The organism is Acinetobacter sp. YH12137, from assembly GCF_013418535.1.
Classification (GTDB): Bacteria; Pseudomonadota; Gammaproteobacteria; order Pseudomonadales; family Moraxellaceae; genus Acinetobacter.
Genome location: NZ_VPBW01000008.1, coordinates 89279 through 106846, shown reverse-complemented (window position 1 = coordinate 106846; position 17568 = coordinate 89279). Strand labels below are relative to the sequence as shown.

The 17568-nt window shown below is 42.4% G+C and carries 13 protein-coding genes; 3 read left to right on the top strand and 10 right to left on the bottom strand.

Annotated features, from left to right (window positions below; genetic code table 11):
• Positions 1-52: 52 nt before the first annotated feature.
• The 3 genes from FTU72_RS06500 to FTU72_RS06490 form a co-directional block, all read right to left on the bottom strand.
• A complete protein-coding gene (locus FTU72_RS06500; protein WP_180052569.1) occupies positions 53-1081 on the bottom strand; it encodes a substrate-binding domain-containing protein in 1029 nt (342 codons plus the stop codon).
• 194 nt (positions 1082-1275) lie between these two features.
• Positions 1276-2658, bottom strand: coding sequence for an amino acid permease (locus tag FTU72_RS06495; protein WP_180052568.1), 1383 nt, complete (start codon positions 2656-2658; stop codon positions 1276-1278).
• A 43-nt stretch (positions 2659-2701) separates the two neighbouring features.
• Positions 2702-4417: an alpha-keto acid decarboxylase family protein gene (locus FTU72_RS06490; RefSeq protein ID WP_180052567.1), complete on the bottom strand. Its 1716-nt coding sequence runs from the start codon at positions 4415-4417 to the stop codon at positions 2702-2704.
• A gap of 139 nt (positions 4418-4556) precedes the next feature.
• On the opposite strand from FTU72_RS06490, the gene FTU72_RS06485 reads away from it, so the two are divergent.
• On the top strand, positions 4557-5030 hold the full coding sequence (locus FTU72_RS06485; protein WP_034703664.1) for an Lrp/AsnC family transcriptional regulator: 474 nt from the start codon (positions 4557-4559) through the stop codon (positions 5028-5030).
• A 52-nt stretch (positions 5031-5082) separates the two neighbouring features.
• Here FTU72_RS06485 and FTU72_RS06480 read toward each other — a convergent pair whose 3' ends face one another.
• Positions 5083-6513 carry an aldehyde dehydrogenase family protein gene (locus FTU72_RS06480; protein ID WP_180052566.1) on the bottom strand — a complete coding sequence of 477 codons (1431 nt, stop codon included), beginning with the start codon at positions 6511-6513 and terminating at the stop codon, positions 5083-5085.
• Between the two features lie 303 nt (positions 6514-6816).
• Here FTU72_RS06480 and FTU72_RS06475 point away from each other — a divergent pair, with 303 nt between their 5' ends.
• Entirely contained in the window at positions 6817-7869 is a 1053-nt protein-coding gene (locus FTU72_RS06475) for an aromatic ring-hydroxylating dioxygenase subunit alpha (RefSeq protein ID WP_180052565.1), read from the top strand.
• 86 nt (positions 7870-7955) lie between these two features.
• On the opposite strand, the gene FTU72_RS06470 is transcribed toward FTU72_RS06475, so the two are convergent.
• Positions 7956-9488, bottom strand: coding sequence for an aspartate aminotransferase family protein (locus FTU72_RS06470; RefSeq protein WP_180052564.1), 1533 nt, complete (start codon positions 9486-9488; stop codon positions 7956-7958).
• A 3-nt stretch (positions 9489-9491) separates the two neighbouring features.
• The gene (locus tag FTU72_RS06465; RefSeq protein ID WP_180052563.1) at positions 9492-10865 is read right to left on the bottom strand and encodes a diaminobutyrate--2-oxoglutarate transaminase; all 1374 of its coding nucleotides are present in this window, start codon (positions 10863-10865) and stop codon (positions 9492-9494) included.
• A gap of 476 nt (positions 10866-11341) precedes the next feature.
• Here FTU72_RS06465 and FTU72_RS06460 point away from each other — a divergent pair, with 476 nt between their 5' ends.
• Complete coding sequence (locus tag FTU72_RS06460) at positions 11342-12046, top strand: SIMPL domain-containing protein (RefSeq protein WP_180052562.1); 705 nt, start codon at positions 11342-11344, stop codon at positions 12044-12046.
• A gap of 503 nt (positions 12047-12549) precedes the next feature.
• Here the strand turns inward: FTU72_RS06460 and FTU72_RS06455 are convergent.
• The 4 genes from FTU72_RS06455 to cgtA all read right to left on the bottom strand — a co-directional run bounded on the left by FTU72_RS06455 (position 12550) and on the right by cgtA (position 17493).
• Complete coding sequence (locus FTU72_RS06455) at positions 12550-13746, bottom strand: hypothetical protein (protein ID WP_180052561.1); 1197 nt, start codon at positions 13744-13746, stop codon at positions 12550-12552.
• Positions 13743-14873 (bottom strand): hypothetical protein, encoded by a 1131-nt coding sequence (locus FTU72_RS06450; RefSeq protein WP_180016710.1) that lies wholly within the window; start codon positions 14871-14873, stop codon positions 13743-13745. Before FTU72_RS06450 ends, FTU72_RS06455 begins: the two co-directional genes overlap by 4 nt.
• Positions 14874-15126: 253 nt before the next feature.
• Positions 15127-16260 carry a glutamate 5-kinase gene (gene proB, locus FTU72_RS06445; protein WP_005234922.1) on the bottom strand — a complete coding sequence of 378 codons (1134 nt, stop codon included), beginning with the start codon at positions 16258-16260 and terminating at the stop codon, positions 15127-15129.
• A gap of 27 nt (positions 16261-16287) precedes the next feature.
• Complete coding sequence (gene cgtA / locus FTU72_RS06440; protein WP_004782712.1) at positions 16288-17493, bottom strand: Obg family GTPase CgtA; 1206 nt, start codon at positions 17491-17493, stop codon at positions 16288-16290.
• Between the last annotated feature and the right edge of the window lie 75 nt (positions 17494-17568).

Below are 17568 nucleotides of genomic sequence, written 5' to 3'. Positions count from 1 at the left end.
ATGAAAAGCCGATGACAGGTCGACTGTCACCAGCATTTTCCTAAATCCTGTTTTATTTCACTACTACGGCTTTTGCAGCCTTAAAGTTTGCCAGCACTGCTGCACGTTCTTTGTCTGACATTGAAATCAAGCCGGCTTTTTCCAGCTTGGAACCCTTACCTGATACCTTTTTATTCAGGAAATACTCTGTGAACTGTTGCAAACCTTTGATTGATTTCAGGTGTTCGCCTTTGACATAGAAGAACAACGGGCGAGATACCGGATAAGCCCCATTTAAAATGGTCTTTTCAGAAGGAGCAACGTTGTTGACGGTTGCTACACGTAGCTTGTCGCGGTTTTGATCGTAAAAGCCCAGGCCGAATACGCCAACAGCGCTCGGTGAGGTTTTTAAGCGTGCCAAAGTTTCAGTATAGTCACCTGAAATTTCAACAACACGACCATCTTTACGGAAGCTGGTACATGCTTTTTTCTGTGCATCTTTCGCTAGAGCCTTAATAGCAGCATACGATTCACAACCTGCATCCACCATCTTCTCCTGGAAGACTTCACGTGTGCCATGATTTGAAGCCGGAATCACTAAAGTGATAGGTTCATTCGGTAAGGCTGGATCAATCTGGTTCCAGCGGGTATATGGATTTGCTACCATTTTCCCTTTGGAAGGTAACTGCGCAGCTAAAGCAGCATAAACATGCTGAGGTCGTAATTTATAAGCGGCTTTATTTGAATTAGATGCAAAGACAATCCCGTCATACCCGATCTTGATTTCTAGTACCTTGTTGACACCATTCTTTTTACATTCTGCCAGTTCGGCACTTTTGATTTGACGCGAGGCATTCGCAATATCGATGGTATTGTCCCCTACACCATTACAGAACTGTTTTAAGCCGCCAGATGAACCACCTGAACCAACGACTGGTGTTTTAAACTGAGGGAAGGTATTGCCAAATTCTTCAGCGACAATACTGGCATAAGGTAAAACAGTAGAAGAACCTGCAATTTGGATGGTGTCACGTGCTGCATTCGCTGTCGTGGATGCCGCTACCCCCGCTGCAATTAAGATTGCTATATTTGTTAAGCGCATTCTGGATCTCTCTCATTTATTAAAATTTCGAGTACACCACTTTTGATTCAGTTGAGTACCTGTTTTCGATACTCACATTTTGATTTTGGAATATGACAGCCGGGTTACAGCTTTATGACGGTTTTATGATAATTAATCCATCACCTGATCAAGACAATATAATAGAAAAAAGACCCTGTTCAGGGCCTTTTTATTTAAGTGGTGGGTTCAGTAGATTCAGGCAAGAGCACAGGTTTCCTGCGATATTTCATCACATACATCACCGTCAAAAACAGCAACCAGACCGGCACCAATGCAACAGCAATCTGCATTTCTTTGGTAAAGCTCATGATCATTAAAATCATGATGATAAATGAAATCGTCAGGTAATTACTCCAGCGGCCAAACAGACTTGGGAATGCGGTCGTCTGCTGCTGTTCCTGCATGGCTTTTCTGAATTTCAGATGGGTCAGTGAAATCATCAGCCAGTTAATCACCAGAGCAGACACCACCAATAGCATCAGAATACCAAAAGCTTCACCCGGCATGAGGTAATTCATTAATACACAGATACCGGAGACTGCTGCCGAGAATAGAACAGCATTTACCGGGATACCACGGCGGTTAATTTTCTTTAAGAATGCCGGTGCATTACCCTGCTGAGCCAGACCCAACAACATGCGGGTATTACAATAAATACAGCTGTTATAGACCGAAAGTGCAGCGACCAAGACTACAAAATTAAGAACATTGGCCACGCCGTGACTATTCAATGACTGGAAAATCATTACGAACGGACTACCGCCTTGCGCCACCAGATTCCATGGATAGAGACATAGCAACACACCTATGGCGCCAATATAAAAAATGAGTACACGGTAGACAATTTGATTGACTGCTTTTGGAATGGTCTTTTCTGGATTTTTGGTTTCACTAGCAGCAATACCAATCAGCTCCAGCCCACCAAATGCAAACATAATCACGGCAAGTGCCATCATAAAACCCGACCAGCCCTCAGGGAAAAATCCGCCATGCTGCCACAAGTTGGTCACACTGGCCTGACTTCCTGCAGAACCGCTAAACAGCAGATAGATCCCGAATCCGATCATGCTTAAAATGGCAATGATCTTGACCATGGAAAATATAAATTCGCTCTCACCGAAGAATTTGACATTGACCAGATTGATCCCATTCATAAGCAGGAAGAATGCCAGTGCCGTGAGCCAGGTCGGAATCTCCGGCCACCAGAACTGAATAAAAGTACCAATTGCACTCAACTCAGCCATACTCACTAAGACATAGAGCACCCAATAGTTCCAGCCTGAAATAAAGCCTGCTTTTTTGCCCCAGTATTTATTGGCAAAATAACTGAATGAACCACTGACCGGTTCATGCACCACCATTTCACCCAATTGGCGCATGATCAGAAATGCAATCATGCCAGCGATGGCATAGCCCAGAAGCACTGATGGGCCTGCCAGCTGAATTGTATGTGATAAACCTAAAAATAATCCTGTACCGATCGCTCCACCTAAGGCGATTAGCTGGATATGCCGGTTGGAAAGCTGTTTTTTTAATTGATGATCTTCAACATCCATATTGTCACTCCTTGTGAACAATTTTTTTAATTTCTACATTTTGCTAGATTGCCTTTTTGTAGGGAGGTGTATTCTGCTCAACCAGCTGCTTATAACCATATTCACCATAGTCATAGCGTGCCACGACTTCAGCAAACTGTTTTAAACGTTGTGGTGCATCCATACGTGGGAGTTGCAGTTCAATCAGACATAATTCCTCAGCCTGATGAACTTGTGCGAGTGTACGCTTTAATTCTGCCGGGGTTTTCACTATATGAGCCTGATGCGGAGTATCAGCAGAAAAGACTTGAGCAAACTGGCTGTATTGCCAGTTCTGAATATCGTTGTACTTGGCATTTTCACCCATGATCAAACGTTCAATGGTATAGCCGCCATTATTTAAAATAAAAATTACGGGTTTTAAGCCTTCTCTTAATAAGGTAGAAAGCTCCTGAATGGTCAGCTGAATCGAACCATCACCAATAAACAGCAGATGACGGCGCTGTGGTGCAGCAAGCATACTGCCAAGCAAGGCAGGCAAGGTATAGCCGATTGAACCCCAGATCGGTTGTACCAGATACTTGGCGGTCACTGGCAAGGTTAGTCCAGACAACCCCGCATTGGCGGTGCCCACTTCTGCCACAATCACATCATCTTCCTGTAAGAATTCAGAAATCTGCTGCCAGAGTGCAGTTTGGCTCAGCGCAGTATTTTCTTCGATCTGTTGAGTTTGTAACGATGGTTTCGGTGCAGGATTAAAAGTACTTGGTTGATCATCTAAAGTCTGTTTTGAGATAGTTTGGATCAACTGAGCTAAATCCAGTCCACTGATCATCTGCCCATCCAGACAAAGACAGGAATCCGCCAGATACAGCATATTTTGTACGGATACACGATGTGAGAAAAAGGCGGTGGCCACATCGGTAAAACGTGGCCCAATAGCGATCAGGCAATCCGACTGTTCCACCAGCTGACAGGTTGATGCTGCGCTTGCTGCACCTGCATAAACACCTGCATATAAGGGATGGCTTTCATTCATGATATTTTTGGCAGTAGACAGGCAGGTATAGGGGATTTGCATGCGCTCAGCCCAATTTTGCAGCATATCGGTAAGCTGGAAAATTTCTGCTCCATTGTCAATGAGCAGGACTGGCTGACGTGCCTGTTTGATGCGTTTAGCTATCCGTGCCGCAGTTTCTTGCAGAAGTTTTGGATCACTCTGTGGACGGCTCAGATCTAGAAGTTGCTTAGGTACTTTAATCTGGAGATGGGTAATATCTGAAGGGAGCTGGATATGAACCGGTCGACGCATCAATATACATTGCTTTAATACCCGGTCAATTTCACTCACTGCATTGGCTGGAGTCAAACGTGTCTGTGCCACGGTAAATTCGCGCATGCAGTTCATGATATTGTCATAATCGCCATCAATCAGGGTATGGTGTAACAAAGCGCCCTGCTCTACGGCATGCAAAGGTGGAATGCCGGAAATATGCACCATGGCAACCTGCTCAGCATATGCACCTGCAATACCGTTAATCGCACTTAGATCGCCCACACCATAAGTGGTCAGTAAAGCGCCGACACCATGCAGACGTGCATAACCATCTGCTGCATAAGCTGCATTTAGCTCATTACAGTTACCGATAAATTCCAGTTTTGGATCAATTTCAATCTGTTCTAAATAGGAGAGATTAAAGTCACCTGGCACACCAAAAATATACTGAATTCCTAGTTCTTGCAGGCGCTGATTAAGGTACTGACCAATTTCCATAAACATTATTATTTTCCCTATCACTTATTATGCTTCAATTACAGAATATTGCATTTCATTTTCTGATTTCGTGCATAATGCAAGTCACAATGATTTAAAAATACATAGAACGTGTATCGAATAAGGATTCAATGCAATGGATGCAATGGATAAATTTGACTGGAAAATCATCCAGGCTTTGCAAAAAAATGGGCGCCTGACGAATCAGGAAATCGGAGATTTAATCGGTTTGTCAGCCTCTCAATGTTCTAGACGGCGTCAGCTGCTGGAGCAAAAAGGAATTATTTTGGGTTATAGCGCCTGCATTCATCCTGAAGCTTTGGGAATTGCAGTTTTGGCTATGGTACAGGTCAATCTCAAAACACATGACGCAGCAGCCAAGATCGCTTTTCAACAATTGATTGAAGAAGAAGAAGCTATTCAGGAAGCTTTTTCTTTAAGTGGTGATGCAGATTTCATGTTAAAAGTAGGTGCCAAAAATCTGGAAATGCTGGCAAATTTTGTGACTGAAAAATTACTAAGCTGTAATTTTATCGGCCATATCAAATCTTATATTGTCTTAAATAAATTCAAGCAATTACATTTTGATTTTCAGGCTGCCCGCCCTTTATTACGTTGATATATTTTAAGTAAAAGAAAAAAGCTCAAGTTAAACTTGAGCTTTTTTTGATTTAATTTTTATTGATATGAACAACCTGTTGAATCGTATTTTCGAGCAGCCCACTCAGTCCGAACTGGGCACCGATGCCCGAATGCTTCCATCCACCAAAAGGTACATGCGGGAAAATCTCACCATGCGTATTGATCCATGCCGTACCACAACTCAGTCGCTGTGCAAACTGTTGTGCCTGCTCTAGATCGGATGACCAGATCGAGCCGCCTAAACCAAAATCTGTATTGTTAGCTTTAGTCAGTACTTCTTCAATATCGTGATAACGGATCAAAGGTAATACCGGGCCAAACTGCTCTTCCTGCACCAGACGACTATCTGGGTTCACATTGGTCACGATCGTCGGTGCAATAAAATAGCCTGTATCCGGTAGATTCTGACCAGATGTCATAACTATTGCCCCTTCATCACGGGCTTCCTGAATCATGGCCTGAACTTTTTGGTATTGCTTGATGTTTTGCACTGGACCAAAAGTAGTCGTCTCGGCTAAACCATCGCCCAGAGACTGTTGCTGTGCGACTTTCACTAATTCCTGTGCCAGTGAATCATATTGGCTGTCATGCACATACAGCCGTTTCAACGCTGCACAGGTCTGGCCCATGTTGATAAAAGCTCCATTAAAGATTCGGGTTGCCATTGCCTGGATATCGGTATCTGGCAAAACAATGCCTGCATCATTGCCACCAAGTTCCAGTGTCAGATGTTTGAAAGTCGCGGCTGCATTTTGCATGATTCTTTGCCCAGTCGCAGTTGAACCGGTAAATACCACTTTGGCAATTGCAGGGTGACTGGTCAGATTGGCACCGACCTCACCGCCTCCTGTAAGTATAGAGACCACTCCAGGTGCAACCTCTTGCTGAATCAGCTCACCGAGTCGAAGTGTCGACAATGGGGTAAATTCTGAAGGTTTATTGATCACCACGTTGCCAGCGCGAATTGCCGGCATGATATGCCAGACAGCAATCATTAAAGGCCAGTTCCATGGGGTAACCGATGCCACGACCCCTAAAGGCCGATGATGAAGTTCGATCCGCTTGTTGGCATCATCCTGTAAGATTTCAGTTTCAATCTTGAGTTCTGCCTGATAGCGGGTCCAGGCAATGGCCCCACCGACTTCAAATTCAGCCAGTGCATAGGGTTTGCCCTGCTCCTGCACCACTAAACGCGCTAATTCTTCTCGGTGTTCTTCAATACGATCTGCAATACGATGCAGGATTGCCTGTCGCGCAGCATCATCCATATTTTTCCATTGGTGAAAAGCCTGCTCGGCACTACGGATGGTGTCTTCAATTTGTGCTTCCGAGGGAGAGGAACACAGTGCCAATACCTGCTCATCAGCAGGATTGATCACTACAAAACTTTCGGCAGCGCCTTGTACCATTTTTCCTTGAATAATACAGCCAACGGGTTGGGATACATGCAAATTAGTCATCTCTTCATCCTGAATCAGATATTTTTGTTGTTCCCTGACATTAGCTGATTTTGTCTGAATGGAGCTTGCATATCACATTAGGCATAAAGTCCTGAATGCACATTTTGTGCATGGAAAATAGAAGAATCATCTTTCGGGATGCTTTTTTGGAACTTTAAATATTGCTTCCTTTAATTTTTTGCCTATAGCTCATTCTTCCTTACATCCTGTTCGAATTTATGCAACAGGATGTCCTGATCTTTGAAATTTCGTAGAACATCACATTGGCCTATATTGGAAATAAAGAATCACAGTGATAGCGTCATGAATAGCACAACCATTCCAGTTTTCAATCCAGATTTACCGATTCACATGACATTTGAAGAACATGACTGGCATCTCCTGGCTCAATATTGGTATCCAGTGGCCTTAGCCCGTGATGTCTCTGAACAGCCGCTAGGGACAATGCTGCTAGATATGCCTCTGGTCATTTACAAGATGCAGGATGAACTGATCGTGGCCAAGGATGCCTGTCCGCATCGTGGTGTGCCCTTAAGTCTGGGAAAAAATGATGGTCAAGGCGTGGTCTGTCCTTATCATGGCTTGCGTTTTGGTACACAAGGTAAATGCAACCGTATCCCTGCCCATCCACAGCATAAAATTTCAGATCGGTTTCATTTATGGACCTATGCCGCGGTTGAACGTTATGGTCTGATCTGGTGTTCACTGACAGCTGACAAAGACGCTGAACCGAATATTCCAATGATGCCTTATTGGAATGATGCAGATTATCAGCAACTGGTTTGCCCACAAGTCGACATCAAATGTTTTGCTGGCAGACAGCTAGAAGGCTTTATTGATGTCGCCCATTTTGCCTGGGTACATCCGGATACCTTTGGTGATCCGAATGATGTCGAAGTCCCGGATTACACCACAACGGAAACTGAATATGGTTTTAATGCCGACTATATCAGCAGTGTCGGCCGTTATCCGATTGGGTTAGATCAGCGCGGTCAGGAAGATTTTAAATGGCTACGGCATTTTGAAATTAGTCTGCCCTTTACCGCAACCCTGACCATCCATTTCCCTAATGATGCCAAACAGGTGATTATGAATGCTGCTTCACCGATGACCGCCCGTCAGACCCGACTGTTTGCTCCTATCTGTCGTAATTATGATAAAGACTTACCTGTCGAAGAAGCCTATGATTTTAATCTGAAGATTTTTGAAGAAGATCGTCTGATTGTCGAAAACCAGAAGCCTGAGTTTTTACCGCTAGACTTATCTCTGGAAGCACATTTCCCGGCAGATCGCAGCTCCAGTATGTACCGTAAACTGTTAAGGAAAAAAGGCTTTAATCCTTTATTTGCAGCTTAATCACCTTGAAGCTGATGATCTATATATGGATCAAAACCCAATAAAAAAGGAGATCATCTAGATCTCCTTTTTTCACCTGCAACCGCTTATGCGATTGGCGGTGTATAAGTACCATCAGCAATTGAATCTTTGATACGGTCCGCTTCTGCAAGCACAAGTGCCAACAGGTTCTTCACGTTTTCAAGCGTTGCAACCGGGCTTAAAGTCGTCATTTTCAGAGATTGAACCTGACCGACTTTAGTGACACCAATGTTCGCTTCACCACGCGCAAACAGTTCATCCGCGACGTTCTGATTCAAGGCATCGACAAACTCAGCTGGATAGCCTGCTGGAACCACACGGAACAATACCGATGCAAATTGTGGCTCAACCAGAAGTTCCAGACCATCAGTTGCCTTGATGTAATCTGCGACTTCACGAGTCAATTTCACGCCATGGTCGATCATCGAACCATAAAGCTCTTCACCCAACGCTTCTACAGTCATCCACAATTTCAACGCGTCGAAACGACGAGTGGTTTGTAGCGACTTCGACACCAGGTTAGGTACACCGTGCTCTTCGTCATAAGCAGAGTTCAGATATTCTGCTTCGTAGTGCATGAAACGATAGTTCGCTTCATCTTTCAGCAAGAACGCACCACATGAAATCGTCTGGAAGTAATGCTTATGGAAATCCAGTGTCACAGAATCAGACAGCTCGATGCCATCCAGCATAGAACGATAGTCATTAGACAGAATCAGTGCACCACCCCATGCTGCGTCGATGTGCATCCACGCACCATATTTATTGGTGATTTCACGAATCTGTTTGAGGGGATCAATTGCACCAGCATCAGTTGTACCAGCAGTTGCCACCACACATGCCACGATCTTGCCTTCAGACTGAAGATGCGCCATGGTTTTTTCCAGAGCATCAACATCCATCTGCGCATTTTCTTTCACAGGAACAGTCACGACGGACTGGAAGCCCATACCCATCATCGCCATGTTCTTTTGCACAGAGAAGTGTGCATTTTCAGAACAGATGACTTTGACGTTACGCATTGCATCCGCAGGGATACCATCACGCTGAACAGACCACGGATTGCCGTTTTCGTCTTTCCAGTTTTTCGCGATGCAGGCATCACGCGCCAGCAATACACCCATCAGGTTGGATTGCGTACCACCAGAAGTGAATACACCTGCCTGGCCTGAGCCATAGCCAACTTTCTGACGTAGCCAGTCAATCAACTGCACTTCCATCAAAGAACCTGCCGGGCTTTGATCCCAAGAGTCCATTGACTGGTTAGTGGCGTTAATTAACACTTCCGCGATCTGGCTAGTGACCATCGTTGGGCAATGCAAATGTGCAAGCGAATGCGGGTGATGGACTTTCAAGCTCTTGTTGAGGAATAGCTCAACCATACGCTCTAAAGACTTTTGTACGCCCAGACCTTCTTTAGAAGGATTGAAAGCAATTGCGCTACGCAATTCCTTGATGCTACCGCCGGTATACATCTTGTCGTTTTGCAACCATGCTGCAACCGCTTTGGTCGCCTGATCCATCGCCGACTCATAGTCAGCGATAGATGCAGCATCATTGCAGAGTAACGCTTTACGGTGTTCTGCAAAATCTACCATGAATTATGCGCCTCGAACTGCGACTAGAGCTTCAGAAACCGCTTTCTTGAAGCGAACCAGAACTTCTTCACACTCAGCTTGAGTAATGATCAATGGGCAAAGTAAACGGATTACTGTACCGTTACGACCACCTTTTTCCAGCAACAGTTTGTTGTTGAAACAAGCGGTTTGAATTGCTGCAGCCAATTGGCCATCAGCAGGGAAAGAACCCATATGATCCGCCGGTTTACGCTCGTCGACGATTTCAATACCGATCATCAGACCGCGACCACGAACGTTACCGATACATGGGAATTCAGCAGCCAGTTTTTTCAGTTCAGCTTGCAGGAAATCACCACGTTCTTGTGCATTTTGCGCAAGGTTTTGTTCTTTAATGGTTTGTAGAGTCGCAAGACCTGTACCCATTGCCAGCTGGTTACCACGGAAAGTACCGGTGTGGCCAGCAGGTTGCCATGCATCAAATTTACGTTTGATGCCCAGTACTGCAAGTGGCAAGCTACCACCAACGGCTTTAGACATGACAACCACATCAGGTTCGATACCCGCATGTTCGAATGCGAACATTTTGCCTGAACGCGCAAAGCCTGCTTGAACTTCGTCAAGAATCAACACGATGTTGTGTTTTTCAGTCACTTCACGGATTTTTTGCAACCATTTTACCGGTGCAGTTACCACGCCGCCTTCACCTTGAATCGCTTCAAGAATTACAGCTGCTGGCTTGGTTACACCGCTTTCGACATCTTCAATGAAGTTTTCGAAATAATAAGTCAAAGCATCAACACCCGCTTCACCACCCAGACCTAGTGGACAACGGTATTCATGCGGATATGGCATGAATTGAACGCCTGGCATTAAACCATTTACTGAATTCTTCGCAGACAGGTTACCCGTCATTGCCAAAGAACCGTGAGTCATACCGTGATAGCCACCAGAGAAGCTGATCACTGAACTACGGCCAGTAAAGGTTTTAGCAAGTTTAATCGCTGCTTCAGTCGCATCTGCACCAGATGGACCACAGAACTGTAAGCAATATTCTTCTTTACCACCTGGCAGGTAAGCAAGAAGTGCCTCAGTAAAAGCATCTTTTAAAGGAGTGGTGAGATCCAGCGTATGCAATGGAAGACCGCTTGCAAGTGTGTCCTGGATACTTTGAATGACCGCAGGGTGATTATGGCCTAATGCCAATGTCCCTGCCCCAGCTAAACAATCAAGGTACTCCGTACCTTCAACATCGGTAACCCAGCAACCTTGTGCTTTCGCTATCGCTAACGGTAATTTACGTGGATAACTACGCACATTCGATTCCATCTGACTTTGGCGAGTCAAGTAGTATTCGTTTGTGGAATTGGTGGCAGGATTTACAGAAGAAACGCTCATATCGAATTACCATCTCTGATATGGGTTGAAAGAAATAAGTCTGGTGACTTGCGGTCGTTTGACTCGGTGCTTTATATAATCTAGTTAGACAATTTTCTATTCAGTAACTAGGAGAGGCGGATGATACAGTTTTTTTCAGGAAAATAAACAACTTTTAGTATCAATTTGCCTCGACTGTTATTGAAAAAATATATCAAAAAATGTTGCTGTCTAAATTATCAACTTTATGCATAGTAATGACAAGGAAGCCTAAACATTTTATGCAATTTTGTTGTCATGAATACAACAGTGTAATTATCAAACAATTATCTCAATAAGTATATAATTTTCATCACATTTGGTTCCGATATATCTACAATAAATAAAATATATTTTTAACAATCCAACGACAATAATTTCGGAATATCAACACATTTCCACCTTAGTATTTTATGATCAGCACAAGGCCAACAATTCCACTAAAACAGGACAACAAAATGCGTCTTTCCTCTTTTTCAGCGCTTGCTTTGCTCGGCGCATTATCTTCTGCCGCTTTCGCAGCTCCTGAAGAAACCTTGAATTATAATGTGGTGAATATCTCGGCAGAAGCCAGTCGCGATATTTCCAATGACCTGATGAATGCCAATTTATTTGTTGAAAAATCCAATAAACAGCCGGCTGAACTAGCCACTCAAATTAACCAGCTGATGAATCAAGCAATTGCCACAGCACGCAAATATCCAACTGTGAAAATCGAGACTGGGGCACAAAGTACTTACCCTATTTATGACAATGACAACCGTAAATTGAAAGAATGGCGTGGTCGTGCCCAGATTCGTCTAGAATCAAAAGATTTTAAAGCGACATCTCAATTAATTGCTGAATTACAACAGCACTTCCAGACCCAGTCGATTAATTTCAAGGTATCTGACGAAAAGCGTAAAAAAGTTGAAAGCGAACTGATGATTGAAGCCACCAAAAACTTCCAGCAACGCGCACAGGCACTCACCCAGACCTGGAACAAACCGAGTTATCAACTGGTGAACTTAAACCTGAATACTAACAATTATTCACCACAGCCAGTACCGCGTATGGCCATGATGAAATCTGCATCGGCTGATATGGCGGTTCCTGAGCAGGAAGTTGCGGCAGGCGAATCGCAAATGACCGTCAGCGCGAATGGGGCGATTCAGTTTAAATAATCGACTAATCTCCCATAGCAAAGTAGATAATTAATATTATTTTAAAGAGAATTTATTTTTGCAATAATTGATTAAATACTAAAAAACCTCTCAAATTGAGAGGCTTTTTTAGTATCAACGAGGTTTTGTTATAAGAGGACCAATTAGTTGTACGATAGATTTTAGGTGTGGGCTTATTCATCTAAGAATTATATTGCTGAATAAGCTGTTATGGACAGGTTTGTGCAACAAAACCATATAGGAATAATAAAAAATCGCTATGATGATGTATAACCATCGGTTTGTTTGAATATTTTCCTGTGAAATTTGACCGAATAATAATAAAGCTTGTAATAGTAAAAGAATAAACCAATTTATTTTCTCGCATATTTCAATATAACGGTGATACCTGACTTTATAGTGATGAATAAATGTGGGACTGCACAATAAAGTAATCTGTGTTTTGAATAATTTTCGACGTTCATCACTGAGCAGTTTTTTAATATGTAGACGTAATAGAGCAGTCATAGATTTCCACCTTTTTTACGCGGATGAATCTGAAATAAAGCAACTTGATCAGTCGTAATCATGTATTTAAAGTGACGACATAAATACATATAGATAAAAATCATAAGTATACTTGTGATTAAAATAAAAAGAATGGCAAATGATATGTGAAAAAAATCTTTAAATGGATAAGCAAGCCATAAGCTAGTGAAGATCAAGATAAGTTGAAAACTGGTGAATTGAATTGCTAATTTTTTGCGCTTTCGCGTCTTTTTTAATTCATTCAAAGGCTTTGGATTTTGCCAAATTTGCTGTGCATATTCACATTTGCTTAGTTTGATTTTTTTATATTTTTGATGATCAAAATCAGCCAAATTGGAAGATAACGCTAGCTCAAAATCGTGGATATTTTCAATCTGGCTCAACAGATAAATGTCTTCAAAAATCTGCCCTTTAAATATATACGACCAGGTCTCACTCTGTGCCAAATATTGAATTTCAATACTATGTAGATCATCAGGGTGAATTACTATAGGCAGCGGGAGCGGGCCTTGGGTGAATAGCCAAAAAGGTTGGCAATTAAAGAAAAAACGGCTAGGTTTAAACTTCACGTTTTGTAGTTCATGATCTTTTAAATATAGTTGAAGCAAAGTTTCAGACTCAGAAGATAAATAAAGAATGACAGACTGATTTATTAAAGCGTAGATAGCGCTTTCTCTGTCATTAAAATCATCAGGATTAAAAATATCAATTTGGTAAAAATGTTTAAAAATACGTGTTTGAATTTGAGATTCTCGATTCAAATATTCAATCTCAAACTCAATCAGATTTTTTTTAGGCATATGGGAAATAATTTTTCTGATGATGCCTGTTGAAGAAAAATATGTATATTTCTCATTCTCAGGTTTAATTTTTTGCTTGATTTTATAGTCAATCCAGATTTGATAAGCCGATTGGCAAATCATGAGTACAGACAAAATATAAATATAATGTTTGATTGTAAGCCCTAAAAAAAGCCTATTTTTATCAAATAACAAAAGTATCAAAGCCAACAGGAAGAGTATAGGAAAAGTATTTTTGTGAACTAAAAATGCATTGATTTTTGAATGTTTATAATCAAGTTTCGCCTGCTTTAAAAGTTGAAATTCAAATAGTGATTTCTCCTCTTTGTTAGTGCAAATACTATGTTGAACTAAGGAATCAGGTATCATCATGGCTGATGCCCCTGTATTACTTCTAAGTGTTTAAAGGCATCTTTTTGAATCCAAAAATCTTTAAAATATCCTTCATTAATGGCAACTGGGTAGGATTGCCCAGATTTTAAGTTATGATTAAATCCTGCCCATTTTTGATTGATATAAATTTCATCTAGACCAGTTTTTTCAGTGAGTTCTAGTGGGAGTTGCCAAGTCTGATAACGCGCATTGGTTGCAATCAGTTGAAGTATGTGAGTGTGTGTGATGGGAGCTTGAGCTTCATTGTAAAGGCGATTTGCTTGTAAACCGACAAAATACAAACACGGCCCGAGCACTACACTACATATTAAAGTCGTGATAAATGCATATGCTTTTCTCTCTGCACGAATCACTATATAACCAAGAATAAAAGTGAAAAGAGTGGCAGGAATTAATCCTAGATAAGATTCAGTACCAAAATGTAGACCATCCATTGGTAGAAAGACGCATAAAAAACCAAGAATCACCGCTATAAAAATTAGAATAAGAGGAGTTTTACCAATATCCTGATGAAGCTCAGGTTTAGTGGACTGATGGGGTTGATTAACAACCGGAATATCAAAATACCAATCCTGCTTTAAATGTCTTAACAAGCTCTCGCTTTGTTCTTTAGAAAGCTCTTGCAGATTAATCTGTTTTAATACAGAGAATTTCTGAATGGCTGAAATATTGGATTGAGTATGCAATGGAATGAATTGTAAAAGACCAATTTCTTTTAGATTCAAGTCTTGCTTATCATCAGATTTACGACTGAATAACTTTTTAGTCAGTATGGGGTGCTTTTGCTTAAATGCCATATTAAAAGGTAGTGTAATATGCATTTTCTCGATATCACTTCGTGCGATTCTCCTCCGGAATAGAGGTGTATATGCCAGCTCCAAATAATGTGTTGTGAGGATGAGTTTTGTTGAGCTGGAAATTACAAAGACAATAATAAAAAGGCCAAAATCAAAATAATCAATATTTTGAAATTCTCCGACTAGGATGTGCTTTAGATTAAAACAGACCAAGAGGATTAGAGCAGATAAAGATGCCCAACTAGCGAGTTTATACTGATAAGGTTTGAAATTTAAAATTTCACGTTCGGGTAAATAATAATTAGTCATAGGTGATCTTATTGTTTTGATTTTAAAACATTATATAAGAATCACTGAAATTTTCCATCACCACTTCTGACTTATAACAGTCCTTTCCTTTTGACTTATTCAGAGCATTTATACATTTTTATGAACTTCATCCTAACTACAAAGAAATCGTAGATTGATCACCACTACATAAGATAAAAGCCCATTTTAAAATGGGCTTTTATAAATTCATTTTCAAGTTTTTCTCAAGGAATACATTCCTAAAAGACTCAAACTAGTAAATCGCCATATGATTGCGATGAATCATTTCTAGTGAACGTGCCTCACCTAACACCTGATGTACTTTATCTGATGCCAGACCTTTGACAATTTCCGCTGAACGCGAACTGAAGTTGACACGTCCTACAGCAATACGGTGACCTTGTCGATCGACACATTCCACTACATCACCACGGTCAAAATGTCCTTCTACCGCTTTGACACCGACAGGCAACAAGCTACGGTGATTTTCTTTGATGGCTTTAACCGCACCATCATCAATCACCAAACGACCTGCAGTTTGCAGATGCGCTGCTAACCATTGCTGATGTGCAGTCATGCGATCATCATCAGTGATAAAAAGTGTACCCAACATTTCACCTGCCATTAGGCGCGATAAAACATTGTCGCTATCACCACTAGCGATCAGCGTTGGACAACCAGATTTTGCAGCCAGACGTGCAGCACGGACTTTGGTCAGCATACCGCCACGACCAAATTTTCCGCCGCCGCCTGCCATATCAAACAGGCTTTCATCCATGGCACGCACGGTATGAAACAGTTTGGCATCCGGATTAGAACGTGGATCCGAGTCAAACATGCCTTCCTGATCAGTCAGGATAATCAGCAGATCTGCGTGAACTTGTCCCGCCACCATCGCAGCTAAGGTATCGTTATCACCAAAGCGAATTTCGTCAGTAGAAACCGTGTCATTTTCATTAATGACCGGAATCACATGCCAATCAATCAGGTGCTGCAAAGCATCACAAGAGTTGAGATAGCGACGACGGTCTGCCAGGTCATCATGAGTCAATAACACCTGAGCAGTTTGAATGCTGTGTTTTTCCAGCACACTTGACCAGGTCTGGATTAAACCCATCTGACCAATGGCAGCACAAGCCTGAAGACTGGGTAGATCGGTGGGTCGATTCTCAAGTTTCATTCGAACCATACCTTCAGCCACAGCTCCGGAAGAAACGAGAATAATCTCGTGTCCGGCATTGTGTAGATCCGCGATTTGTCCCGCCCAATGCGAGATAGCATCTAAATCTAAACCTTGCCCGTTTGCTGTGAGTAAAGATGATCCGATTTTAACAACGATTCGTTTACAACCCTTGAGCTGACGTTGCCCATCTACCACTTCTATCATCTTGTCCTCAGACTTATCTTTAAAAGATTAACGTACGTAATATACTTCTACGTCGCTGTCGTCATCATCTTCATCATCAAAGTCATCGCCGCCCAGACGTTGAGCGCGACGCATTTCACGATAAGCTTCTTTCGCAGCAATCGTTTGTTCACGTGTTTCAGCTTCAAGCTGATCACGGAATTCTTTCATCTCTGCTGCGTATTCAGGATCTTCAACTTCGCGTTCGCGTTGCTGCTCGATTTGATCCATCAGGTAATACACCACATCCTTAGTTCCTTCAGCCGTTAAGCCTGAAGTTTTAAAGACAGGACCTTCCCACTGCAATTCTTCAAGAATGTGATTACACCATTCATCGCGAGTATCTACAGCAAGCTGATCGACCTTATTCAGAACCAATACCACCGGTAATTTTGAAAGTGTTGGGGAGAATTTTTGCAACTCATTCAAAATCGCTTTGGCATTGTAAGCTGGATCTGAACCGTCAATCGGTTGAACATCGACAATGTGAAGCAGAATACGGGTACGTGCCAAATGTTTCAGGAAGCGAATCCCGAGACCTGCACCTTCTGCCGCACCTTCGATCAGACCTGGAATATCCGCCATTACAAATGAACGGTGACGATCCGCATCCACTACACCCAGATTAGGTACCATGGTCGTAAACGGATAATCTGCCACTTTTGGTTTTGCAGCAGAAACTGCACGGATAAAGGTTGATTTACCTGCGTTTGGCATGCCAAGCAAGCCCACATCAGCCAGTACTTTCAGCTCAAGACGGATTTCACGGAATTCGCCTTTGGTACCATGCGTACATTTACGCGGAGAACGGTTGGTCGATGATTTGAAGTGCGTATTACCCAAACCACCTTGGCCGCCATGTGCCACTAATACTTTCTGGCCATCTTCAACCAGATCGCCAATAATATCGCCAGATTCTGAATCGACGATAGTTGTTCCTACAGGAACTTTTAAAATAACTGATTCGCCACCACGACCAGCACAGTTTGCGCCAGCACCGTTTTTACCACGTTCAGCGCGAAATTTACGGGTATAACGATAATCTACAAGGGTACTCGTGTCGTCGTCAGCCTGAATATAAATGCTGCCGCCACGACCACCATCACCACCATCTGGACCACCAAATGGTACGAACTTTTCACGGCGAAAACTGGCTACGCCATTGCCACCGTCGCCAGCCTCTACGGTAATGACTGCTTCATCAACAAAGCGCATAATGCCAATCCTCTAAAAACTTTAAAAACCGCCTATTCTGCCATATTTTAAAGCATTTCTCGACTACATTTATGC

Bases quoted from the DNA above. Each gene is read 5' to 3' on its own strand.
- FTU72_RS06490 (WP_180052567.1), bottom strand. From the start codon at position 4,417: ATGTTTATGGAAATTGGTCAGTACCTTAATCAGCGCCTGCAAGAACTA.
- FTU72_RS06495 (WP_180052568.1), bottom strand. From the start codon at position 2,658: ATGGATGTTGAAGATCATCAATTAAAAAAACAGCTTTCCAACCGGCAT.
- FTU72_RS06450 (WP_180016710.1), bottom strand. From the start codon at position 14,873: ATGACTAATTATTATTTACCCGAACGTGAAATTTTAAATTTCAAACCT.
- FTU72_RS06485 (WP_034703664.1), top strand. From the start codon at position 4,557: ATGGATAAATTTGACTGGAAAATCATCCAGGCTTTGCAAAAAAATGGG.
- FTU72_RS06475 (WP_180052565.1), top strand. From the start codon at position 6,817: ATGAATAGCACAACCATTCCAGTTTTCAATCCAGATTTACCGATTCAC.
- FTU72_RS06460 (WP_180052562.1), top strand. From the start codon at position 11,342: ATGCGTCTTTCCTCTTTTTCAGCGCTTGCTTTGCTCGGCGCATTATCT.
- FTU72_RS06470 (WP_180052564.1), bottom strand. From the start codon at position 9,488: ATGGTAGATTTTGCAGAACACCGTAAAGCGTTACTCTGCAATGATGCT.
- FTU72_RS06500 (WP_180052569.1), bottom strand. From the start codon at position 1,081: ATGCGCTTAACAAATATAGCAATCTTAATTGCAGCGGGGGTAGCGGCA.
- proB (WP_005234922.1), bottom strand. From the start codon at position 16,260: ATGATAGAAGTGGTAGATGGGCAACGTCAGCTCAAGGGTTGTAAACGA.
- FTU72_RS06465 (WP_180052563.1), bottom strand. From the start codon at position 10,865: ATGAGCGTTTCTTCTGTAAATCCTGCCACCAATTCCACAAACGAATAC.
- FTU72_RS06480 (WP_180052566.1), bottom strand. From the start codon at position 6,513: ATGACTAATTTGCATGTATCCCAACCCGTTGGCTGTATTATTCAAGGA.
- FTU72_RS06455 (WP_180052561.1), bottom strand. From the start codon at position 13,746: ATGATGATACCTGATTCCTTAGTTCAACATAGTATTTGCACTAACAAA.
- cgtA (WP_004782712.1), bottom strand. From the start codon at position 17,493: ATGCGCTTTGTTGATGAAGCAGTCATTACCGTAGAGGCTGGCGACGGT.